Origin of the sequence: Sphingomonas mali NBRC 15500 (assembly GCF_001598415.1) — a bacterium.
Lineage (GTDB): Bacteria > Pseudomonadota > Alphaproteobacteria > Sphingomonadales > Sphingomonadaceae > Sphingomonas > Sphingomonas mali.
Map to the genome: position 1 here is coordinate 1 of NZ_BCYX01000057.1, position 20,713 is coordinate 20,713.

Below are 20,713 nucleotides of genomic sequence, written 5' to 3' on the forward strand. Positions count from 1 at the left end.
GAAGCGGCGGGCCGATTTTGGCGTCCGGACGTCGTCGCGCGTCGGTTACGATGCTATCAGTATCGCTCCCTCCTTGCTCCTAGCCGGACACCAAAATCGGCTCCGTCACGACCTCGCGTTAATGGAGTACAGACCCTTAACCCTTCGCGCCGAGCCTTCGTTAACGCCGCGCGCGCGATAATTGCGGCAATGATCCGCTATCGTTTCCTCGCCGCGATCGCGCTGCTGCCACTGACCGCGAACGCACCGATGCCGCGTCCGGGCGGCGGCGCCTTCATCCGCGCGATGCTCGACAGCCAGAACGAGGCACGCCGCGCTGCCGGCGTGCCGGAGATCGCCTGGGACGATAATCTCGCCGTCGATGCGCAGCAATGGGCCGACCATCTCGCGGGCACCGGCAGCTTCTATCATTCGGACAATGACCGCGGCAGCGACCCCGACGGAGAGGGCGAGAACCTCTTCATGGGTACCCAGGACGCGTACAGCTATCAGCAGATGGTCGGCATGTGGGTCGACGAGAAGAAATTCTACCGCGACGGCGTGATGCCCAACCTCTCGACCACCGGCAATTGGGACGATGTCGGGCATTATACCCAGATCATCTGGAGCACGACCAAGCGCGTCGGCTGCGCGCTCGCCAATAATGGCGAGGACGATTATCTCGTCTGCCGCTATTCCGAGCCGGGCAATTTCTACGGCGAAAGCCCGCGTTAGGCTGCTTGAGTCTCTGCTCGACAGGTTGGACGCCGCGGCGACCGCGCCGAATTGGTTCTAAATCTGCCTTGCGCCGCAATCCACCACGGTTACCCTGCTGATCGGAAGAGGCGGGGAAGATCATCATGTTAGCAGCTCTGGCATTGCTTGCGGCGAGCACCGCGGCTCCTCAATGCCAGCCGGTGAATGGCGCAGCGACACTTTGGGCGAGGCGCGACACGCGCTGGGTCATCGTTGGTGAGATGCATGGTACCAACGAGACGCCCGACGCCTTCGTCAACCTGGTATGCCTGGCCTCCCGTGCGCGCGGTCCCGTGACGGTCGCGATCGAATATCCCGCCGACATGCAGCCGGTTCTCGACGCCTGGCTCGAATCCGACGGCAGGGAGGCGGCGCGAGCCGCGCTGCTGGCTGGGCCGTTCTGGCGCAACCCGATGCAGGACGGGCGCACCAGCGTTGCCTTTTTGCGCATGCTTGATCGCTTGCGGCTGATGCACCGCGCCGGCAGGGTATTGTCGGTCCGTGGCTTCGATGTGCCCTGGGACGGATCCGACAAGCGCGACCGCAATGCGGCGATGGCGGATCGGCTGACGAAAATCGCCGACACGACGCCGGGGCTGACGATGGTGCTGGTCGGCAATTACCACGCGATCGTGCGCGAAATGCCGTCGCCGCGAGGGCCGGTGCGCCCCGCCGCGTCGCTGCTCCCCGCCGATAAGCGCGTCGCGGTGGATGTCGCAGGCGCGGGTGGATCGATGTGGAATTGCCAGATGGAGGGCTGTCATCTGTACGATTACGGGCCCCAGCCAACCGGACCGGCGGCAATCGCGCCCGACACGACCCCAGATCGTCGCTATGACGCGATCTACACGCTCGGCAAGCCGTTCACGGGTGCCGAACCCGCGGTCCCCGGAATTGCCGATACCAAGCCGCTCAACCCAGCCAACGCCAAATAGTCGGCGCCCGGCGCCCTCAGAGGACCGCGGCGACCAGCTGCCTGAACGCCGCCGCGCGGTGCGTCAGCGGGGTCTTTTCGTCATGGGTCATTTCGCCGAACGTGCGGTCATGGCCATCGGGCACGAACATCGGATCGTAGCCGAAGCCATGCTCGCCGCGCGGCGGCCACACCAACTTGCCGTCGACGCGCCCTTCGAACCATTCGACATGGCCATCGGGCCAGGCCAGCGCCAGCGCGCAGACGAAATGGGCGTCGCGAACGGTGTCGGGGCCGGCCGCGGCGAGGTTGTCCTCGACCAGCTTCATCGCGAGACCGAAATCCTTGTCCGGGCCCGCCCAGCGCGCCGAGAAGATGCCGGGATCGCCGTTCAGCGCCTCGACGCACAGGCCGCTGTCGTCGGCCAGCGCCGGCAAGCCCGACAGATCGGCGGCCTGCAGTGCCTTCAACTCGGCATTGGCGACGAAGGTCGTGCCGGTTTCCTCGGGCTCGGGGAGGTCGAGCGACTTCGCCGACACCGGATGGATGCCGTGCGGCCCGAGCAACGCCTCGATCTCACGCACCTTGCCTTCATTGTGGCTGGCGATGACCAATTTGCCCGGCGCCAGCTTGCGGATCGCCTGGGGGGCGTCGCCACCAATTCCCTCGTCCGGTCCGCTCATGCCGATCCAACCGCTTTCGCTTGTGCCGCGAAGATCTCGTTGCAGCCGATCCGCGCGAGCCGAAGCAGCCTCAACAACGCTTCCTCGTCATAAGTTGCATGTTCGGCGGTCGCTTGCGCCTCGGCGATATGGCCGTTTTCGAGCAGGACGAAATTGGCATCGGCGTCGGCGTTCGAATCCTCGTCATAATCGAGGTCGAGCACCGGCGTGCCCTGGAAGATGCCGCAGCTGACCGCCGCGACCTTCTGCGTCAGCGGATCGCTGGTCAGCTTGCCGTCGCGCATCAGCCCGTTGATCGCGAGCCGGAGCGCGACCCAGGCACCCGAGATCGACGCCGTGCGCGTGCCGCCATCGGCCTGGATGACGTCGCAATCGAGCGTGATCTGATGCTCGCCGAGCAGCGACAGGTCGGTTACCGCGCGCAAGCTGCGCCCGATCAGCCGCTGGATCTCCTGCGTGCGGCCCGATTGCTTGCCGCGCGCCGCCTCACGCGCGCCGCGAGTATGGGTCGCGCGCGGCAGCATGCCATATTCGGCGGTGACCCAGCCCGACCCCTTGCCGCGCAGCCAAGGCGGTACGCGATCCTCGACCGAGGCGGTGACCAGCACCTTGGTGTCGCCGAACCCGACCAGCACCGACCCTTCGGCATGCTTGGTGAAATGGGGCTCAATGGTGATTGCACGCATCTGATCGGGGGCGCGGCCGCTGGGGCGCATGAAAGTCTCCTGATAAAGGTCGCGATGGCCCTAGGGCCAGAAGTCACGAGCGGCAATCACCTCGTGTCGAACCCTGTGCGGCACGCGATGGGATTGAGCGGCGAGGCTGCGCCGCCTAGATCAGCAGGATGACCGCCCCCGCTGTTACCGAATTGTCCGATCGCGCTCGCGACATTTTTCGCGCGGTGGTGGAGGGCTATCTCGACACCGGCCAGCCGGTGGGGTCGCGCACGCTGGCCGATGCCGGGGCGTTCAGCCTGTCGCCAGCGTCGATCCGTAACGTCATGGCGGAGCTCGAAGCGCTCGGGCTGCTCAGCCATCCGCATACCAGCGCGGGGCGGATGCCGACCGATACCGGGCTACGCCTGTTCGTCGACGGGATGATGCGCGTTGCCGAGCCCAGCCTAGAAGAACGCGCCGCGATCGAGGGCAGGGCAGTACGCTCTGGCCCGGTCGAGGAAGCGCTGGCCGCAACCACCGCCGCGCTCAGCGGTCTGTCGGCCTGCGCCGGATTGGTGTTGGTGCCGCGGAGCGAGTTGGTGCTGCGCCAAATCAGTTTCGTGCCGCTCTCGCCCGGCCGCGCGCTCGCGGTGATCGTCGGCGATGACGGCCAGGTCGAGAATCGCGTCGTCGAGCTCGCGCCCGGCACCAGCCAGGCGGCGCTGGTCGAAGCGGGCAATTACATGTCGGCGACGCTGGCCGGACTGACCCTGGCCGAGGCGCGCGCGCGGCTCGATCGCCAGCTCGCCGCCGATCGCGCCGCGCTCGATCAGGCCGCGGCGACCTTGATCGAACAGGGCATCGCGGTGTGGAGCGAGGATTCGGATCGCCGGCCGGTGCTGATCGTGCGCGGCCAGGGTCGGCTGATCGACGCCGCCGCGGCAGAGGACCTCGAGCGCATCCGCGACTTGCTCGACGATCTCGAGGGCAAGCAGGAAATCGCCGGGCTGCTCGACAGCGCACGCACCGCCGAATCGACTCGCATCTTCATCGGCGCGGAGAACAAATTGTTCGCGCTGTCGGGCTCGTCGGTGATCGCGCGGCCGTTCCGCGGAATCGATGGGCGCGTGGTCGGCGTGGTGGGCGTAATCGGGCCGACCCGGTTGAACTATGCGCGAGTCGTGCCCATGGTGGATTTCACCGCCGCAACCCTCTCCCGCCTGATCGGTTGAGAGGCAGCAATTTTCCGGGGCTAAGACGAAGAGAATGATGACCGAAGACGACAAGAACGACACCGCGACCGCCAACAGCGCCGAGGATCTTCGCGCCGAAACCGCGGAGGCCGCGCCCGAATTGGCCGAGCATGACCGCGTCGCGCAACTCGAAGCCGAACTCGCCGAGGCCAAGGCCGCGGTGATGTACGCGCATGCCGAAGCGCAGAACGTTCGCCGCCGCGCCGAGAAGGAAGCGGCCGATACGCGCGCCTATGCCGTGACCAGCTTTGCGCGCGAAATTTTGTCGGTTGCCGACAATCTGGCGCGCGGCCTGTCGGCGATTCCTGCGGACCTGCGCGACGACGATCGGCTGAAGGGTCTGATCGTTGGACTCGAGGCGACCCAGCGCGAACTCGACGGCGTGTTCCAGCGCAACGGTGTCACCAGGATTGCCGCCATGGGCCTGCCGCTCGATCCCAACCAGCACCAGGCGATGCTCGAAATCCCGTCGGACGAGGCGCCCGGCACGATCGTTCAGGAAATGCAGGCGGGGTATATGCTTCGCGACCGCTTGCTGCGTCCGTCGCTAGTGGGCGTCGCGAAAAAGCCGGATTGAGGCGAGCAAATCCTCCCTACGCGAAGCGTGGGGAGGGGGACCATTCGCGCAGCGGATGGTGGAGGGGCCGCAGCCGCGAAGCGGCGAGGATCCCCGTTCGGTAAAATTTCCCTCCACCACCGGCTAAGCCGGTGGTCCCCTCCCCATCTGCGATGGGGAGGATTTCTTTTAATTTCCCCCGCTCCCGCCTCAACCCCTCCCCTTGGGGGGAAGCGCTTGTTATGGCGGCGATATGAACTCAAACCTCACCGCCGAGCGTCCGACCTTCGTCACGCATCTCGAATGCTCGCTGACCGGTGAGCACTATGAGGCGGACCAGCTGCACGGCCTGTCGCGCGCCGGACGGCCATTACTGGTGCGCTATGACCTCGGCGCGGTGCGCGGGTTCGTGCCGCGCGCGATGATCGAGGCGCGGCCGACCGACCTGTGGCGCTGGCGCGAATTGCTGCCGGTTCGCCACACGGAGAATGTCGTCAGCCTGGGCGAGATCGAAACGCCATTGGTGCCGATCGCCAAATCCGGCGGTCCGAACGTGCTGGTCAAGGACGAAGGCCGGTTGCCGACCGGGTCGTTCAAGGCGCGCGGGCTGGTCATGGCGGTGGCGATGGCCAAGGAGCTTGGCGTCACGAAGATCGCGATGCCGACCAACGGCAATGCCGGCGCCGCGCTCGCGGCCTATGCCAGCCGGGTCGGCATCGAGACGATCGTGCTGTGCCCCGACGACACGCCCGAGATCAACGTGCGGGAGATCGCGGCGCAGGGTGCGCGGGTCTATCGCGTCAACGGGCTGATCGACGAATGCGGCGCGATCGTCGGCAAGGGCGCCGCCGAGGGCCATTGGTTCGATTTCTCGACGCTCAAGGAGCCGTATCGGATCGAGGGCAAGAAGACGATGGGCCTCGAACTCGCCGCCCAATTGGGCTGGCGGCTGCCCAAGGCGATCTTCTACCCGACCGGCGGCGGCACCGGCCTGATCGGCATGTGGAAAGCGTTCGACGAGCTCGAACAGCTCGGCTGGATCGGCCCCGAACGGCCCAAGATGTTCGCCGTCCAGGCCTCGGGCTGCGCCCCGATCGTTCGCGCATTCGAAGCGGGCGAAGTGCATGCCGAACGCTGGGAGGATGCGCACACCATCGCCGCCGGTATCCGCGTACCCAAGGCGATCGGGGATTTCCTGATCCTGCGCGCGGTGCGGCAGAGCGGTGGCAAGGCCGTCGCGGTCGGCGATCCGGCGATCCTGCGCGCGGCTGACGATTGCGCGAAGAAAGACGGCCTGTTGCTCTGCCCCGAAGGTGGCGCGACGCTGGCCGCCTATCGCCAGGCGCTGGTCGACGGCCTGGTCGACGAGGAGGATGAGGTGGTGCTGTTCAATTGCGCGACCGGCCTCAAATATCCGATGCCGGATGCTGCCGAGACGCTCGACAAGAACGGGGCGATCGACCTCGCCTCGCTTTGAGCTTGCGCCGACAGCATCGTCCTACCGATCGTCGGGATCGCCCTTGAGCGGGTTCACCCAGGTGTGGTTCTCGACGATGATCGAGCGGACCGGCGTCCCATTCTCGTCGAGCGAGGGACGATAGCGGAAGCGCTGTTCGATCAGGCGGCAGGTGGTGGTGTCGAGCAAGGCATAGCCGCTGGATCGCGTCACCCGGCATCCGCTGACGCTGCCGTCGACATTGACGAAATAGCGTACCGACACCGTGCCCTCGACGCCCGATTCCCAGGCCGATTCGGGGATGTCCGACGGTTTGAGCCGGCCGTTCTTGTAGCGCGGCGCGATATCGCGGCCGTCGCCATAGCCACCCCCGTCGCCATCGCCCGCGCCGCCGCTCCCCGTGCCATTGCCGATCCCGCCCGCGCCGGTGCCGGGTCCGGCGATTGGCGCGGCGCCCTGGGTCGACTGGTTGCCCTCGAACGGCTTGGTCGCGGCCGGCAGCGGCGGGGGAGGGACAGGCGGCGTCGGCACCGGCGGTGCGGTGACCTCGGTCGCCTTCGACTTGATGTTGGGTGGCGCGGCCTTGCCTTCGGTCTTGTGGCTCGGCTTGGGCTGGGTCTCGACCTTTACTTCGGGCGGACGGGGTGGCGGCACGAAGGCAAGCAAGTCGTTTTTGACCGCCCCGATCGTCGGCAGGTTCACGACCAGCCCCGCGACCAACAGATACAGGATCGCCGCCTGCACCAAAGCGGCGCCGATAAAGCCCTTGAGGCGTTCGGGGGTAATCGTTGCGGTCATCGTCTCGCGGCGTTTACGCTCGACCGACTGAACGCGCGCTGTCCGCCCTCGGTTGCCTGACTGCGCATGTCCTTCAGGGCATGATCGCTTCCTGCACCATGTCGAACTCGCGTACGCCGCGTGCACGCCGCGCCGCGTTGACCAGGTCGCGCAATTTCTCCCGCCGGACCCGCGCCTGCTCGATACAGCGCATCACGAATGGCTTGCCGGCGGTGGTCTCGTCGCTCGACAGCAAGGTGATGGTGCCGATCCCCGCCCACTGATTGATCAGGGTAAAATCGATCCGGATATCCTTGATCCGGTAGAGCTCGACCTCGTCGATCGATTTTCTGAGGATGCCGCGGTGCAGGATCAGCCGATCTTGGGTCACTTCATAGGTGGTGGCCAGATTCTGGAACCACTTCACTGCTGCGATCAGCGCCGCGAGCGCGACGAAACCGAGCGGAAATGGCGTGCCCGTCACTAGGGTCCCGACCGCGCCGATCGGAACCAGCAACACCGTTCCCCACCCAGCCAGCGTGCCGCGCAGCCAGCCCCAGGTCGAAGAACGGAAACGGTCGAGCGTCTGTGACATTGGCATCTCCCCTGGGCGGGCAATCTAGCGTCGTCAGGCGGATAGGCTAGCCCATCTTCCCTCTCTCACAGGCGGGAGAGGTTATCGGTGCGCATCCTCATGCACCGCCCGAAACGGCAGGATCGTCTTCAACTGCTGCAATGGCGGCGCACCCGGAATGGGCGCGTTGTGCCCCAACAGGAACGCGTGCCGCACGATCTCGGCCTGTTGCTCGATCCCGTATCTGCGCAACTCCCAACCCGGCTTCACGGCATAATCGTATCTGGCCCAGGGGGCGCGGCGGAGCGGCAGGAAGATGCCCGATTGGTGCTGCCAGATATGCACCATCTCGTGCACGAACAGCCCCTGTTCGCCCAGTTCGGCATGGCTGAAATCGTCGCGATAGGCAGTGCCGTGCGGATGGAAATGGATCCGCCCGCGCGGGCTCATCACCACGCCCTTCGGCTGGAAGAACGCCCATTTGCCGAGGACCACGCGCACCGCCGCGACGTCGATCGCATCGCCGAACACCGACCGCGCGAGGTCGATCTCGCCAGCGGTCAGTGGACGGACCTCTTGCCTCACGCCAAGTTACTCATTCCGGCGCTGGGTCCCCCGCGCCGACGACCTTTGCCGGTGCGGTCAGGCTATGGCCGTCGGCGAAGGTGAAGGTCAGCGGCACGGTTCCGCCCGGGGTTGCCTTGAGGCCATAGAGCATGACGTGCTTGCCGCCGGGCGCGAACGTAACCTCGCCGCCGGCGCGCACGGCGACGAGCTTGAGCGGGGCCATCGACATCATGCCCCCCGCGCTCATGCTCTCGTGCATCTCGCTGCGCACCGCAGCCGTGGTCGAGACGCCGGTCAGCGTCGCGTCCTTTGGTCCACCCTTCAGCGTGAAATACGCCGCCGACGGGTTGGACGGCACGGCCGAAAGCCGAACCCAGGCATGGCCGACCGCCGCATCTTTGGGCTGTTGGCAGGCCGACAAAGCGACGATCGCGGGAACCAGCAGCAGCGCGGACTTCATTCCTTCTCCTTCCCACTTTGGGAACACTTGAAATCCCTAGGCACGACGCAATCTTGCGGCAAGCGAATCCCCCCCTATATCGCCGGGGTATTTGGTGCTTGCGTCGCCTCTCGTGAGGGGCGCGGGCTGGGTTTTATTTTGATTGAGGGGCCACAGAGGACCAATGGCAAAAGTAATCGGTATCGACCTGGGTACGACCAACAGCTGCGTTGCCGTAATGGAAGGCGGCAAGCCCAAGGTGATCGAAAACGCGGAAGGCGCGCGTACCACGCCCTCCATCGTCGCCTTCGCCAAGGATGGCGAGCGCCTGATCGGCCAGCCGGCCAAGCGCCAGGCAGTGACCAATCCCGACAATACGGTGTTCGCGGTGAAGCGCCTGATCGGCCGCCGCTTCGACGACCCGGTGACCAAGAAGGACACCGAGCTGGTCCCGTATCATATCGTCAAGGGCGGCAATGGCGACGCCTGGGTCCAGGCCGGCGGCCAGGATTACAGCCCCTCGCAGATTTCGGCCTTCATCCTGCAGAAGATGAAGGAAACCGCCGAATCGTATCTCGGTGAGACGGTGACCCAGGCGGTCATCACCGTGCCGGCCTATTTCAACGACGCGCAGCGCCAGGCGACCAAGGACGCCGGCCAGATTGCGGGTCTCGAAGTGCTGCGCATCATCAACGAGCCGACCGCGGCGGCCCTGGCCTATGGCCTGGAGAAGCAGGACGGCAAGACGATCGCGGTCTATGACCTTGGCGGCGGCACGTTCGACATCTCGATCCTCGAGATCGGCGACGGCGTGTTCGAGGTGAAGGCGACTAACGGCGACACCTTCCTGGGCGGTGAGGATTTCGACAACAAGCTGGTCGAGTTCCTGGCCAATCAGTTCAAGAAGAAGGAAGGCCTCGACCTCCGCACCGACAAGCTCGCGCTGCAGCGGCTGAAGGAAGCCGCCGAGAAGGCGAAGATCGAGCTGTCGTCGGCCGCGACGACCGAGGTCAACCTGCCCTTCATCACCGCGCGCATGGAAGGCGGGTCGTCGACTCCGCTCCATCTGGTGGAGACGATCACCCGCGCCGACCTGGAAAAGCTGGTCGAGGACCTGATCAAGCGCACGCTCGATCCGTGCAAGAAGGCGCTGGCCGATGCCGGCGTCAAGGCGTCGGACATTTCCGAAGTCGTGCTGGTCGGCGGCATGACCCGCATGCCGCGCGTCCGAGAGGTCGTGAAGGACTTTTTCGGCAAGGAGCCGCACACCGGCGTCAACCCGGACGAGGTCGTCGCGATGGGCGCCGCGATCCAGGCCGGCGTGCTGCAGGGCGATGTCAAGGACGTGCTGCTGCTCGACGTGACGCCGCTGTCGCTCGGCATCGAGACGCTGGGTGGCGTGTTCACTCGGATGATCGACCGCAACACGACGATCCCGACCAAGAAGTCGCAAACCTATTCGACCGCCGACGACAACCAGCAGGCGGTGACGATCCGCGTGTTCCAGGGCGAGCGCGAAATGGCGGCGGACAACAAGATGCTCGGCCAGTTCGACCTGGTCGGCATTCCGCCGGCGCCGCGCGGCGTGCCGCAGATCGAGGTCACGTTCGACATCGACGCCAACGGCATCGTCAACGTCAGCGCCAAGGACAAGGGCACCGGCAAGGAACAGCAGATCCGTATCCAGGCCTCTGGCGGTCTGTCGGACGCCGACATCGACCAGATGGTCAAGGATGCCGAGCGCTTCGCCGATGAGGACAAGAAGCGGCGTGAATCGGCCGAGGCGAAGAACAACGCCGAAAGCCTGATCCACACCACGGAGCGTCAGCTTGCCGACAATGGCGACAAGGTCGACGCCGCGCTCAAGTCCGAGATCGAGGCGGCGATCGCCGAAGCCAAGACCGCGGTCGAGGGCGGCGATGCCGAGGCGATGAAGGAAAAGGCCAGCGCGCTGGCCCAGGTCGCGATGAAGCTCGGCCAGGCGATCTACGAGAAGCAGGCGGCAGCGGAAGCGTCGCCGGCCGCCGACGGCGCCGCTGCGGGCAGCGAGGCCGGTGGCGAGGATGTCGTCGACGCCGAATTCTCGGAAGTGGACGACAACAAGGCGTAAGTGATGGACTCTACCCGTCATTCCCGCGAAAGCGGGAACCCGTCTCCTTCGCTTCGACCGAGGCAGGATCAGGAGATGGGCTCCCGCCGTGGCGGGGGTGACGGGGAAAGTCGGCGGGGGCCGGGTAAATGACCACCGAAGTTGATTTTTACGAACTGCTCGAAGTCGAGCGCGATGCGGACGATGCGACGATCAAATCGGCGTACCGCAAGCTCGCAATGAAATACCACCCCGACAAGAACGGGGGCTGCAAGGATCACGAAGCGAAATTCAAGGCGGTCAGTCAGGCATATGAATGCCTGAAGGACCCGCAGAAGCGCGCCGCGTACGACCGCTTCGGTCATGCCGCGTTCCAGCAGGGCGGCGGTCCCGGCGGATTCGGCGGCGGCAATGATTTCTCGGGCTTTTCCGACATTTTCGAAAGCGTGTTCGGCGAGTTCATGGGTGGTGGCCGTGGCGGCCAGCGCCGGCCGCAGCGCGGCGCCGATCTGCGCTACGATATGGAAATCAGCCTGGAGGAAGCCTTTCACGGCAAGTCCGAGCCGATCACCATCGACGTCGCGGCGATGTGCGAGGCATGCGACGGTTCGGGCGCCAAGCCCGGCACGTCGGCCAAGACCTGCGGTACCTGCGCCGGCCATGGCAAGGTACGCGCGCAGCAGGGTTTCTTCGTCGTCGAACGCACCTGTCCGTCCTGCCACGGCGCAGGCCAGGTGATCGCCGATCCTTGCTCGTCGTGCCGCGGCGAGGGTCGCGTCGAAAAGACCAAGACGCTGACCGTCAACATTCCCGCCGGGGTAGACGAAGGCACCCGCGTCCGCTTGACCGGCGAAGGCGAGGCCGGGCCGCGCGGTGCGCCTCCGGGCGATCTCTACATCTTCCTCCATGTGAAGCGGCATGCGATCTTCGAGCGCGAGGGCACGACCTTGTTCGCGCATGCGCCGATCAGTTTCACCACGGCGGCGCTCGGCGGATCGATTACCATCCCCGGGCTCGACGGCGAACAGCATGAGGTCAAGGTGGCCGCCGGCACCCAATCGGGCCGCGAGGTGCGCCAGCGCGGCGCCGGCATGCCGGTGCTTCAGGGCAAGGGCCGCGGCGACCTGGTCGTCCGCATCTCGGTCGAAACCCCGACCAGGCTGACCGCCAAGCAGCGCGAACTGCTCGAGGAATTCCGCTGCACCGAAACGGGCGACGAATGCCCCCAGACGCAGGGTTTTTTCCAGAAAGTGAAGAAAGCGGTCGGGGGGTAAGATCCCTCTCCCTATGGGAGAGGGAGGGAGCGCCGCAGGCGCGGAAGGGTGAGGGCAGGGGCGATTGGCGCGCACTGCCCACTCCTCAAACTACCCTCATCCAAGCTTCGCTAGGCGGCAAGCCGCCAAGCTACGCTATCCTTCTCCCACTGGGAGAAGATCAGGCAGGAACGATCGGTCCCCACAGCTCGCTGTGATCCTCGTCATGCCCGGGCATTCCCGACTTCGTCAGATAGCCGCGCGCCTCCGGGATATGGCTGTAGATCATCCGTAGCGGCTTTTCGTGCCATTGCAGGTTGAACGCCCAGCGTATGGGAAAGAATTCCATCGTCGAATAGGGCAGATGGTCGTGCACCCACCAGGCGATACGCTTCCAGTCGTCGGGTCCGGTCCATTCGTTGGCGAAGCCTGGCACGACGATGCACGCGGTGGCGCCCATATGGCCCTGTGCGTCGCGCTGGTCCCAGATATGCCCGGCGGCGCTGCGCTCGTTCGACGCGCAATTATAGCCTTTGACGTTGCCCAGCCGGTTGACCTCGGCCGAGCGATAGGCCGAGCGGATCGCGATCCGCCCGAACACGTCCTGCAACGGCTCGAGCAGATCCTCGCACAATCGCGTGCCCGCCGCGATCGCCAGGTCGGGATCCTCGGGAATATTGGACAGGCCGTGGATCTCGGCGATGTCCGAATAAAGGAAATCGCGCATGAAAAAGGTCCGCGACAACTGCACGCGGCCCAGTTCGGTCAGCTTGGCGACCGTTTGCGGTTTCTTCACGCGCGCCTCCCACGAAAACTCCGGCATAGCTCGCCGACGCGCGCACGCAAATATATCCAGATTGGGGATAGTCTCCGGAGGAGTCCGGCTCGTCTTAAAGGAAGCCGATATTCCAGCTCGATGGAGCATAGTTACCGATATTGGGTAGCACCGTCGCCATGTCGCCGCCGCTGACGCCGAACCAGTTCGCCAGGGTCGCCGCATATTGGTCGACCGCGATCGTCGGGAGCAGGCGGCCCTGGCCGACATCGTCGGGCGTGTTGCTGCCGATCGCCGGCGGCGTGCCATAGATCGTCCGGCCGCGCACCGCGCCGCCGATCACGAAATGCATCGATCCCCAGCCATGGTCGGCGCCATCGCTGTTCGACGTCAGCGTGCGGCCGAAATCGGACGCGGTGAACGTTGTCACCTTGTCGGCGACGCCCATCGCGCCGGTAGTGTCGTAAAACGCCTTCAGCGCGTCGGCGACCAGCCCGATCTGGCGCGGATGATCGGTCGCGAGGTTGTCGTGCATGTCGAAGCCGCCCAGCGACACGAAGAACACCTGCCGCCGCGCTCCGAGGGTGGCCGAGACCGAGATCATCCGCGCCACGATCTTCAACTGGTCGGCCAGGCTGTTGCCGCTCGGGAATAACGGGAAATTGGCCGCCGGAGCGCCCGCCAGCGCGGAACTCAGCTGGGTATAGGTGTCGAGCGACCGCTGGCTCACCCGGGCATGTTCGTTGGCCAGGATGTTGGCGCTGCCGCCGGTCATCAGCGACTTGAGCGTCGTCATCGCGGCCGACGACGAATAGAGCGATGCCGCATTGTTGAGTAGCGCGATCGGGCCGCCTGTGCCGACCGCATATTGCACCGCGCTGCGCCCGGTCAGGTAGACCGCATTGCCGCTGGCGTTGACGCAGGTCAGCGTCGCCGACCCGTTGCCGCTCTGGAACAAATCGCCGATCCGGCCGCCCCAGCCGCTCGTCGCGCCTTCGGGATTCGACGCCTGGAAATAGCTCTGCTGGTCGTTGTGGCTGAACAATTTGGGCGGCAGCCGTACCGCGTTCGATTGATATTGCGTCTTGGTCGTCGGCATCACCAACGTGCCGACGTTGAGCACGACCGCCATCCGCCCGGCGTCGAACACCGGCAGCAGCGACGCCATGGCGGGAGCAAGCGCATATTGCCGACCGCCGAGGCTGTTAACCGGGTTGAGCGCGGTGGCGGTCAAGGCATCGCGCGGCAAGGCGATATTCGACCGGGCCGCCTGATAGAGCGCATAGCTCGCGGCATCGTAAGGCGGCAGCGTGTTGGCGTAATCGTTGCCGCCGTAGAGGAACACGCACACCAGCGCCTTGTAGTCGCTGGATACCGCGGCGGCAGCCTCGCCGATCGCGGCCAGGCTGGTGACGAAGGGCGCCGCGACGCCGGCCATGCCGAGTGCGGCGCTCCGCTTCAGGAAGGCGCGGCGGGATTGATCGTGCTCGAAACAGCTCATCACTTCACCGTCAGGTAATCGGGCGACGCCAGCGTCAGCAGGATGGCGATCTTCGCGCGATTGGTGGGGCCGTTGGTTGCCGTGGCCGACACGCTGTCGACGGCGGCGCGGATCGATGACAGCGTCGCCGTCGACAGCTGGCCGGCGGCCAGTACGACGTTCACCTCGTCGACCAACGCGGCGCTGTCCGCCGCCTTGGTCAGGATGTCGGTATAATCGGGCTTCGCATCGCCGCTGCCATTATTGACCAGGGCGTTGATGAAATTGACATAGCCGACCACCGATTGCTCGTTGGTGATCTGGAATTCGGGCGCGACCAGTCCGGCATTGGAGATCGCCGTGCTGGGCGGCGTGTAGCCGGGGCGGAAGAAGTTGAACACCGACGGAGCGCGGCCCATCGATTGGCCCAGCCGGGTCGACGGACTGCTGGTATCGCCGATCGGCCAGGTATTGGCGGGCGAGGTCACGTTGAATGCGCGCGCCCAGCCGGTCAGCCGCATCACCGGCTCGCGCAATTTGCCGAAGGTCGCGTCGGCCATCATGCTGTCGGCGCGCGCCTCGCTGTCGGTCAGGATCGCGCGGATCACCGCTTTCATGTCGCCGCGTACGCCCGCGCCGTTATCGGCGAACGCGCTGGCGACACGCCCGACATAACCGGGGCTCGGATTGCTGGTGACCATCCGCTGGATCAATTGCTTCGACACGAAGGGCGGTACGTTGGGATGCGCGAAGATCGTATCGAGCGCGGTCTTGATCGCCGCCATGCCGCCGCCCGTCGTGCTGGCGTTGAGAAAGCTCGACGGTCCGGTCTCGTTGATCGCCGCATTGATCACCAGCGGCAGGCGGTAGCGGTCGGGCGTCGTGCTCGTATTGTTCGCCAGCACCAGGCCGGTGAACACGCGCGCCAGGCCGGTGACGTCGAGCTGGGTATAGGTCTCGGTCGGGGTCGCGCCGCCGACCAAGGTGCCGTCGGTGTTGAGCCGGTACAGGCCCAAAGTGAACAGCTGCATCAGCTCGCGCGCGTAATTCTCGTCGGGTTGGGCGCCTGTCGTGGCATTCGCCTTGCGGTTGCCCAGGAAGGTCAGGAACGACGCCATCGCCGCGTTGGTGGTGATCTTGTCGAGGATGTCGCGGAAATTGCCGAACGCATTGTCGAGCAGCACGTCGACATAGGCGGCCATCGCGAATTGTTTCCAGTTGAGGTTGAGCCCGCCGATCCCGACCACCAGCATGTCGAGCAGCGCCATGCCGACGCGCTGGCGCAACTGGTCGGGCTCGACGATCATCTGACGCCACATCGTCGCGTCGAACCCCGCCTCGCTGTTGCTGTTGGTCGCGGCCGAATAGCCGTTGGCGACCAGCCAGTCCCAATGCGTGGTGGCACGCGGCATCGCGAACTGATCGTTCAGCCAACCGGTGATGCCGCGCGCGACCAGCGCGTTGATCGTGCTGCGCGTCGCGCCCATCGTGGCCTGGCCGAGGAAACGGCTAGCCTGGATGTCGCTCAGCGGAATGACCGGAGGAGGCGCGGGCGGCGGCGGTGTACCGCCGGTGGCGCCGCCGCCATCGCTGCCGCCACCGCAGGCGGCGAGCGCCAGCGCGGAGCCGACCACCGTGACGGTCGGCAAAGCGGGGCCGGTCGGGATCGACCGCTCCGGTTCGGGCGTATCACGCCCGTCAAAATCGATACTGTCCACTGGTCCCCGCCGTGCCCCTTTAGGGTCACAACGTAGATCGGCGGGATTCCCTTCGCCAATCGTCGCTGCGATCGCCCTGCCGCCGGGAATACCCGGTACGACGTACCGGATTCGCAACAGAGTTCGCTAAAATTTCGGTAGGGATGTCAGGTGGGGTGCCACCCAAACCCGGCCTGACCGCCCCCGGCTTTCACGGGGTGCGGCGGGGCCGATGGTTTAGAGGGAAAGGACCCCCGCCACCAGCGCCAGGCTGCCGACCGTCACCACAGCGGTGGCCAGCATTTCCATGATACGCATGGTTGCTTCTCCTTGGAGCCGGATCAGTCCGGCTGGGGAGGCATATGGAAATAGTTGCGCTGACGCGCAATATTGTTTCAATCCTTCGCAGTTGCAGCATTTGCACTTGTGTTGCCATGTTGCATCCGCGTGTGCCTCAAAGGGCACAGTCGTGCCATGCTCAGGCGTCCGCGAACACCCGCGCGAAGATCGTGTCGACGTGCTTGAGGTGGTAATCGAGGTCGAACTTCTCCTCGATCTCGGCCGGCGACAACGCCGCGGTCACTTCGGGATCGGCCTTGAGCAATTCGAGCAGCGACAGTTCGCCGTCCGATTCCCACACCTTCATCGCGTTGCGCTGGACCAGCCGGTAGGAATCCTCACGGCTGACCCCCGCCTGGGTCAGCGCCAGCAGCACGCGCTGCGAATGGACCAGGCCGCCCATCTTGTTGAGGTTCTTCTCCATCCGCGCCGGATAGATCAGCAATTTGTCGATCACGCCGGTCAGGCGCGCCAGCGCGAAGTCGAGCGTGATCGTGGCGTCGGGGGCGATATAGCGTTCGACCGAAGAGTGGCTGATGTCGCGCTCATGCCAGAGCGCGACATTCTCCATCGCCGGGATCGCCGCGCTGCGTATCATGCGAGCGAGGCCGGTGAGGTTCTCGGTCAGCACCGGGTTGCGCTTGTGCGGCATCGCCGACGAGCCCTTTTGCCCGGGCGAGAAATACTCCTCGGCCTCGAGCACTTCGGTGCGCTGCAAGTGGCGAATCTCGACCGCCAGCCGCTCGATCGACGAGGCGATCACGCCCAGGGTCGCGAAGAACATCGCGTGGCGGTCGCGCGGAATGACCTGGGTCGATACCGGCTCGACCGCGAGGCCTAGCTTCTCCGCGACATGCGCTTCGACGCGCGGATCGATATTGGCGAAGGTGCCGACCGCGCCCGAAATCGCGCAGGTGGCGATATCCTTGCGCGCCGCGACCAGTCGCTCGCGGTTGCGCGCGAATTCGGCGTAAGCCTCGGCCAGTTTCAATCCAAACGTCACCGGCTCGGCGTGGATGCCGTGGCTGCGCCCGATCGTCGGGGTCAGCTTGTGCTCCTCGGCGCGGCGCTTGAGCACCACCAGCAGCGCATCGATATCGGCCAGTAGAATGTCCGAGGCACGCGCAAGCTGCACCGCCAGGCATGTGTCGAGCACGTCCGACGAGGTCATGCCCTGGTGCATGAAGCGCGCTTCGTCGCCGACATTCTCCGCGACCCAGGTCAGGAAGGCGATGACGTCGTGCTTGGTCACCGCCTCGATCGCGTCGATCGCCGCGACGTCGATCTTGGGGTTGGTCGCCCACCATGCCCACAGGGCAGCGGCCGCTTCCTTCGGCACCACGCCGAGCTCGGCCAGCGCGTCGGTCGCATGCGCCTCGATTTCGAACCAGATCTTGAAGCGCTCCTCCGGGGCCCAGATCGCGGTCATGTCGGGACGGGAATAGCGCGGGACCATGATGGGCCTTTCGAAAACGGGATGCCGGGAATGTCCGCGCCGATAGCAAGCGTGGTCGCCACCCTCAATCGCCTTTGCGAGATGGCCAGGGTTCCGTCGGATGCTGTGGTGCTGGAGTGACGGTTCCCTAAAATCGTGAGTCGGCTCGTCGCAACTAGGACACAACTGCGCGGCGACCTGCGCCAATATTGGGACAAATCGGTCCTTCACATTGACAATTTCGGACCCATATCGAAAGTCGAATGTTCTACTTGAGCAATTCGCATGGGGTGGTGAACAACCGCTTCGCAGAAACAGGTCAAAATTGCAAGGAGATTTGCCATGCTGAAGCATGTACTATTGGCTAGTGCTTTTATGATTTCTACGCCTGTACTGGCGCAGAACCAGCCGCAGACTGCAACGCCGCAGCCAGATACTAACGCTGCACCTGCGCAGCCGCAGACGGCGCCGATGCCGGCGGCACCGACGGCAGCCACTCCGGCACCGGAAACGACGTCGGCACCGACCAGCGCGGCTCCGACGACGCCCCCGGCGCCGACTACCGCCGAGGCCCAGCCGCAGACGGCGCCCGCGCCGACCGCGCCTGCGCCTGACGCTCAGGCGGCCAATTCGACACCGGCCAATGCCGGCGCGCAGGTTGCCGATGTCGTCAATGGCGAGTTCGGCACGTACGACAAGAACAAGAACGGCTCGCTGAGCAAGACCGAGTTTGGCGCGTGGATGACGGCGCTGCGCACCAAGGCCGATCCGTCGGTGAAGGACGACGCCGCCAACAAGGGCTGGGTCGCCCAGGCCTTTACGCAGGCCGACACCGACAAATCCAAGTCGGTATCGAAGGATGAGCTGACCAATTTCCTCTCACAGGCTTCGGGTCAAAAGGCGTCGTAATCTAACTCCGACGACGCCCACGCAGAGGGCCGCCGCGTTTTCCCCTTGGCGCGGCGGCCCTTTTTCGTGCCCGGCAGCCATCCCCCTTGGGCCTAAAACACATTAGAGTTGACTAATTAATTAGTAATGGCTAATCGATTCGCATGCTTTCCACCTTACCCGTCGACGCTGTCATGCGCGCCCTTGCCGACCCCACTCGTCGGGCCGTGTTCGAGCAACTCGCGCGCGGTGGAGAGGTCAATGTCGCCGAGTTGACCCGCGCCAGCGGCGTGACCCAGGGCGCGATCTCGCAACATCTCAAATCGCTGAAGCTGGCCGGCCTCGTCGCCGAACGTCCGCAGGGGCGGAACGTCTTCTACCGCGCGACGCCGGATGGGCTCGCGCCGCTGTTCGACTGGCTGAGCCATTACGACGCCTTCTGGCGCGACCGCTTCGCCAATCTGCGTGATTTGCTCAAGGAGATCGATTCGTGACCGACACCGTTTTGCACGCCGACACGCGAGACATCGTGATCGACGAAGTGTTTCCCCATGCCCCCGCCACGGTGTGGCAGACGCTGGCCACCAACGAGTTGATGGGGCGCTGGCTCAACATGACGCCGAACGGGTACGAGCCGGTGGTCGGCAATCGTTTCACCTACAAGACGTCGCCCGCCGGCGCATGGGACGGGACGATCCAGTGCGAAGTGCTCGAGGTCGTGCCGGGCGAGCGTCTCGCTTATTCGTGGAAGGGCGGCGATGAAGCCAATGTCGGCTATGGATCGCGGCTCGACACGATCGTCACCTTCACGCTGGAAGAGGTCGAGGGCGGCACCCGGTTGCGCGTCGTCCATTCGGGCTTCGTCCTGCCGAGGAACGAGACCGCCTATCGCAACATGAGCGGCGGCTGGACCCAGGTCATCGGCCGGATCGGCGCGGTGACCGAGGAAGAGGCATCGACCCGGGCGCAGTGAGCGCTCGCCTCTCGCGATCAGGAGTATCGTCATGCACCAGGACAGCAAGCTCGAAAACCGGCCGCCGACGGTGTCGGCATCCGACTGGATCGCGGCGTGGGAGCGCATGCTGGTCAAGGAGAAGTCCTTCTCCCGCGCCCGCGACGCGCTTGCCGCCGAGCGCCGGCGGATGCCGTGGATGCTGGTCGATACGGACTATCGCTTCGACGGGCCGGATGGCGCGATGAGCCTGCTCGATTTGTTCGAGGGGCGCCGACAACTCATCGTCTATCGCGCCTTTTTCGAACCCGGCGTGTTCGGCTGGCCCGATCACGGCTGTCGCGGCTGTTCGTTCGGCGCCGATCAGGTCGCGCATCTCGCGCATCTCAACGCCCGCGACACCACACTCGCTTACGCTTCGCGCGCCCCGCAAACCGATATCGCGCGGCTCAAGGCGCGGATGGGCTGGGACATGCCCTGGTACACGATCACCGACAGCTTCGACGCCGACTTCGGCGTGAACGAATGGCATGGCCACAACGTCTTCATCCGGGAAGACGGGCAGATCTTCCGCACCTATTTCATCAACAATCGCGGCGATGAGGCGATGGGCACGACCTGGAACTATCTCGATATCACCCCGCTCGGCCGCCAGGAAACGTGGGAGGATTCGCCGGAAGGCTATCCCCAGACGCCGCCCTATAAATGGTGGAACTGGCACGATAATTACGAGGCCGAGCAGGCCGCGCCCGATCCCAAATGGGTCGAAGTATCGGATGCCGGCGAGGCGGCGTTCCGCAACGAGGACAAGGCATGATCGCCGCGGGCACGGCCGGCGGCGCTGGGCTTGCCAAATGGCTGGGCCTGGCGGCATCGCCGACCTTCGCGGTGATGGCGGTGCTGACGAGCCTCGGCGGCGGTCCGATGGTGTTGTGCTCGGCGACGGCGGGCTTCCCGCTGGGCGGGATGGTGCCGATGTACCTGCTGATGAGCGTGTTCCACGCGGCGCCTTGGCTGAAGCTTTTCGCGGGGCGGTCGGTGGCTGGCTAGAGCTCGCGCCACGCGGTGACCGGGCTTTCGTTACAAATCCATTCGCCTTTTTCCCTCTCCCGCTTGCGGGAGAGGGAGGGGCCCGCCGCCGTCAGGCGGGGGGAGCGACTATCTGGATTGTCAAAGGGCATGAGCGAGTTCGGCCC

At 65.3% G+C, this 20,713-nt stretch carries 22 protein-coding genes; 12 read left to right on the plus strand and 10 right to left on the minus strand.

Annotated features, from left to right (window positions below; translation table 11 throughout):
* Nucleotides 1-189 precede the first annotated feature (189 nt).
* Together SMA01S_RS21865 and SMA01S_RS21870 are read left to right on the plus strand one after the other, a co-directional pair.
* Nucleotides 190-714 (plus strand): CAP domain-containing protein, encoded by a 525-nt coding sequence (locus SMA01S_RS21865; RefSeq protein WP_218016944.1) that lies wholly within the window; start codon nt 190-192, stop codon nt 712-714.
* Between the two features lie 125 nt (nt 715-839).
* Entirely contained in the window at nt 840-1,670 is an 831-nt protein-coding gene (locus SMA01S_RS21870) for a hypothetical protein (protein WP_157094092.1), read from the plus strand.
* A gap of 16 nt (nt 1,671-1,686) precedes the next feature.
* Here SMA01S_RS21870 and rdgB read toward each other — a convergent pair whose 3' ends face one another.
* Together rdgB and rph are read right to left on the minus strand one after the other, a co-directional pair.
* Nucleotides 1,687-2,331 carry an RdgB/HAM1 family non-canonical purine NTP pyrophosphatase gene (rdgB, locus tag SMA01S_RS21875; RefSeq protein WP_066827313.1) on the minus strand — a complete coding sequence of 215 codons (645 nt, stop codon included), beginning with the start codon at nt 2,329-2,331 and terminating at the stop codon, nt 1,687-1,689.
* On the minus strand, nt 2,328-3,047 hold the full coding sequence (rph, locus tag SMA01S_RS21880; RefSeq protein ID WP_066827315.1) for a ribonuclease PH: 720 nt from the start codon (nt 3,045-3,047) through the stop codon (nt 2,328-2,330). The genes rdgB and rph overlap by 4 nt, the downstream gene beginning before the upstream one ends.
* A 128-nt stretch (nt 3,048-3,175) precedes the next feature.
* On the opposite strand from rph, the gene hrcA reads away from it, so the two are divergent.
* The 3 genes from hrcA (at nt 3,176) to SMA01S_RS21895 (ending at nt 6,273) form a co-directional block, all read left to right on the plus strand.
* On the plus strand, nt 3,176-4,219 hold the full coding sequence (hrcA, locus tag SMA01S_RS21885; RefSeq protein ID WP_066827317.1) for a heat-inducible transcriptional repressor HrcA: 1,044 nt from the start codon (nt 3,176-3,178) through the stop codon (nt 4,217-4,219).
* A 37-nt stretch (nt 4,220-4,256) separates the two neighbouring features.
* On the plus strand, nt 4,257-4,817 hold the full coding sequence (locus tag SMA01S_RS21890; RefSeq protein WP_066827351.1) for a nucleotide exchange factor GrpE: 561 nt from the start codon (nt 4,257-4,259) through the stop codon (nt 4,815-4,817).
* Nucleotides 4,818-5,049: 232 nt separating this feature from the next.
* Nucleotides 5,050-6,273: a threonine synthase gene (locus SMA01S_RS21895; RefSeq protein ID WP_066827319.1), complete on the plus strand. Its 1,224-nt coding sequence runs from the start codon at nt 5,050-5,052 to the stop codon at nt 6,271-6,273.
* A gap of 21 nt (nt 6,274-6,294) precedes the next feature.
* On the opposite strand, the gene SMA01S_RS21900 is transcribed toward SMA01S_RS21895, so the two are convergent.
* The 4 genes from SMA01S_RS21900 to SMA01S_RS21915 all read right to left on the minus strand — a co-directional run bounded on the left by SMA01S_RS21900 (nt 6,295) and on the right by SMA01S_RS21915 (nt 8,630).
* Entirely contained in the window at nt 6,295-7,050 is a 756-nt protein-coding gene (locus SMA01S_RS21900; protein WP_084250508.1) for an energy transducer TonB, read from the minus strand.
* 73 nt (nt 7,051-7,123) lie between these two features.
* Nucleotides 7,124-7,624, minus strand: a complete 501-nt coding sequence (locus SMA01S_RS21905; protein WP_066827321.1) for a PH domain-containing protein — start codon at nt 7,622-7,624, stop codon at nt 7,124-7,126.
* A gap of 81 nt (nt 7,625-7,705) precedes the next feature.
* A complete protein-coding gene (locus SMA01S_RS21910) occupies nt 7,706-8,188 on the minus strand; it encodes a vgr related protein (protein WP_066827323.1) in 483 nt (160 codons plus the stop codon).
* Nucleotides 8,189-8,198: 10 nt separating this feature from the next.
* Nucleotides 8,199-8,630: a copper chaperone PCu(A)C gene (locus tag SMA01S_RS21915; protein ID WP_066827325.1), complete on the minus strand. Its 432-nt coding sequence runs from the start codon at nt 8,628-8,630 to the stop codon at nt 8,199-8,201.
* A 163-nt stretch (nt 8,631-8,793) separates the two neighbouring features.
* Here SMA01S_RS21915 and dnaK point away from each other — a divergent pair, with 163 nt between their 5' ends.
* Together dnaK and dnaJ are read left to right on the plus strand one after the other, a co-directional pair.
* Complete coding sequence (gene dnaK, locus SMA01S_RS21920; protein ID WP_066827327.1) at nt 8,794-10,719, plus strand: molecular chaperone DnaK; 1,926 nt, start codon at nt 8,794-8,796, stop codon at nt 10,717-10,719.
* Between the two features lie 128 nt (nt 10,720-10,847).
* A complete protein-coding gene (dnaJ, locus tag SMA01S_RS21925) occupies nt 10,848-11,972 on the plus strand; it encodes a molecular chaperone DnaJ (protein WP_066827329.1) in 1,125 nt (374 codons plus the stop codon).
* Nucleotides 11,973-12,132: 160 nt separating this feature from the next.
* Here the strand turns inward: dnaJ and SMA01S_RS21930 are convergent, their stop codons facing one another.
* The 4 genes from SMA01S_RS21930 to purB form a co-directional block, all read right to left on the minus strand.
* On the minus strand, nt 12,133-12,747 hold the full coding sequence (locus SMA01S_RS21930; RefSeq protein WP_066827354.1) for a hypothetical protein: 615 nt from the start codon (nt 12,745-12,747) through the stop codon (nt 12,133-12,135).
* Nucleotides 12,748-12,841: 94 nt separating this feature from the next.
* Nucleotides 12,842-14,227, minus strand: coding sequence for a DUF1501 domain-containing protein (locus SMA01S_RS21935; RefSeq protein WP_066827331.1), 1,386 nt, complete (start codon nt 14,225-14,227; stop codon nt 12,842-12,844).
* Nucleotides 14,227-15,924, minus strand: coding sequence for a DUF1800 domain-containing protein (locus SMA01S_RS21940; protein WP_245649389.1), 1,698 nt, complete (start codon nt 15,922-15,924; stop codon nt 14,227-14,229). Before SMA01S_RS21940 ends, SMA01S_RS21935 begins: the two co-directional genes overlap by 1 nt.
* A gap of 457 nt (nt 15,925-16,381) precedes the next feature.
* Entirely contained in the window at nt 16,382-17,698 is a 1,317-nt protein-coding gene (gene purB / locus SMA01S_RS21945; RefSeq protein ID WP_066827333.1) for an adenylosuccinate lyase, read from the minus strand.
* Between the two features lie 354 nt (nt 17,699-18,052).
* On the opposite strand from purB, the gene SMA01S_RS21950 reads away from it, so the two are divergent.
* From SMA01S_RS21950 to SMA01S_RS21970, 5 genes are all read left to right on the plus strand, one after another.
* On the plus strand, nt 18,053-18,586 hold the full coding sequence (locus SMA01S_RS21950) for an EF-hand domain-containing protein (RefSeq protein WP_245649391.1): 534 nt from the start codon (nt 18,053-18,055) through the stop codon (nt 18,584-18,586).
* Nucleotides 18,587-18,729: 143 nt separating this feature from the next.
* Entirely contained in the window at nt 18,730-19,059 is a 330-nt protein-coding gene (locus tag SMA01S_RS21955) for an ArsR/SmtB family transcription factor (RefSeq protein ID WP_066827337.1), read from the plus strand.
* On the plus strand, nt 19,056-19,538 hold the full coding sequence (locus SMA01S_RS21960; protein WP_066827339.1) for an SRPBCC family protein: 483 nt from the start codon (nt 19,056-19,058) through the stop codon (nt 19,536-19,538). The genes SMA01S_RS21955 and SMA01S_RS21960 overlap by 4 nt, the downstream gene beginning before the upstream one ends.
* A gap of 31 nt (nt 19,539-19,569) precedes the next feature.
* On the plus strand, nt 19,570-20,334 hold the full coding sequence (locus tag SMA01S_RS21965) for a DUF899 domain-containing protein (protein WP_066827345.1): 765 nt from the start codon (nt 19,570-19,572) through the stop codon (nt 20,332-20,334).
* On the plus strand, nt 20,331-20,567 hold the full coding sequence (locus SMA01S_RS21970) for a hypothetical protein (protein ID WP_066827347.1): 237 nt from the start codon (nt 20,331-20,333) through the stop codon (nt 20,565-20,567). The genes SMA01S_RS21965 and SMA01S_RS21970 overlap by 4 nt, the downstream gene beginning before the upstream one ends.
* Nucleotides 20,568-20,713 lie beyond the last annotated feature (146 nt).

Coding starts and splice junctions, on each gene's coding strand:
- SMA01S_RS21870 (WP_157094092.1), top strand. CDS start 840: ATGTTAGCAGCTCTGGCATTGCTTGCGGCGAGCACCGCGGCTCCTCAA.
- SMA01S_RS21955 (WP_066827337.1), top strand. CDS start 18,730: ATGCTTTCCACCTTACCCGTCGACGCTGTCATGCGCGCCCTTGCCGAC.
- SMA01S_RS21905 (WP_066827321.1), bottom strand. CDS start 7,624: ATGTCACAGACGCTCGACCGTTTCCGTTCTTCGACCTGGGGCTGGCTG.
- rph (WP_066827315.1), bottom strand. CDS start 3,047: ATGCGCCCCAGCGGCCGCGCCCCCGATCAGATGCGTGCAATCACCATT.
- SMA01S_RS21965 (WP_066827345.1), top strand. CDS start 19,570: ATGCACCAGGACAGCAAGCTCGAAAACCGGCCGCCGACGGTGTCGGCA.
- SMA01S_RS21935 (WP_066827331.1), bottom strand. CDS start 14,227: ATGAGCTGTTTCGAGCACGATCAATCCCGCCGCGCCTTCCTGAAGCGG.
- rdgB (WP_066827313.1), bottom strand. CDS start 2,331: ATGAGCGGACCGGACGAGGGAATTGGTGGCGACGCCCCCCAGGCGATC.
- SMA01S_RS21865 (WP_218016944.1), top strand. CDS start 190: ATGATCCGCTATCGTTTCCTCGCCGCGATCGCGCTGCTGCCACTGACC.
- SMA01S_RS21890 (WP_066827351.1), top strand. CDS start 4,257: ATGACCGAAGACGACAAGAACGACACCGCGACCGCCAACAGCGCCGAG.
- dnaJ (WP_066827329.1), top strand. CDS start 10,848: ATGACCACCGAAGTTGATTTTTACGAACTGCTCGAAGTCGAGCGCGAT.
- SMA01S_RS21900 (WP_084250508.1), bottom strand. CDS start 7,050: ATGACCGCAACGATTACCCCCGAACGCCTCAAGGGCTTTATCGGCGCC.
- SMA01S_RS21915 (WP_066827325.1), bottom strand. CDS start 8,630: ATGAAGTCCGCGCTGCTGCTGGTTCCCGCGATCGTCGCTTTGTCGGCC.
- hrcA (WP_066827317.1), top strand. CDS start 3,176: ATGACCGCCCCCGCTGTTACCGAATTGTCCGATCGCGCTCGCGACATT.
- purB (WP_066827333.1), bottom strand. CDS start 17,698: ATGGTCCCGCGCTATTCCCGTCCCGACATGACCGCGATCTGGGCCCCG.
- SMA01S_RS21950 (WP_245649391.1), top strand. CDS start 18,053: ATGATTTCTACGCCTGTACTGGCGCAGAACCAGCCGCAGACTGCAACG.
- SMA01S_RS21970 (WP_066827347.1), top strand. CDS start 20,331: ATGATCGCCGCGGGCACGGCCGGCGGCGCTGGGCTTGCCAAATGGCTG.
- dnaK (WP_066827327.1), top strand. CDS start 8,794: ATGGCAAAAGTAATCGGTATCGACCTGGGTACGACCAACAGCTGCGTT.
- SMA01S_RS21895 (WP_066827319.1), top strand. CDS start 5,050: ATGAACTCAAACCTCACCGCCGAGCGTCCGACCTTCGTCACGCATCTC.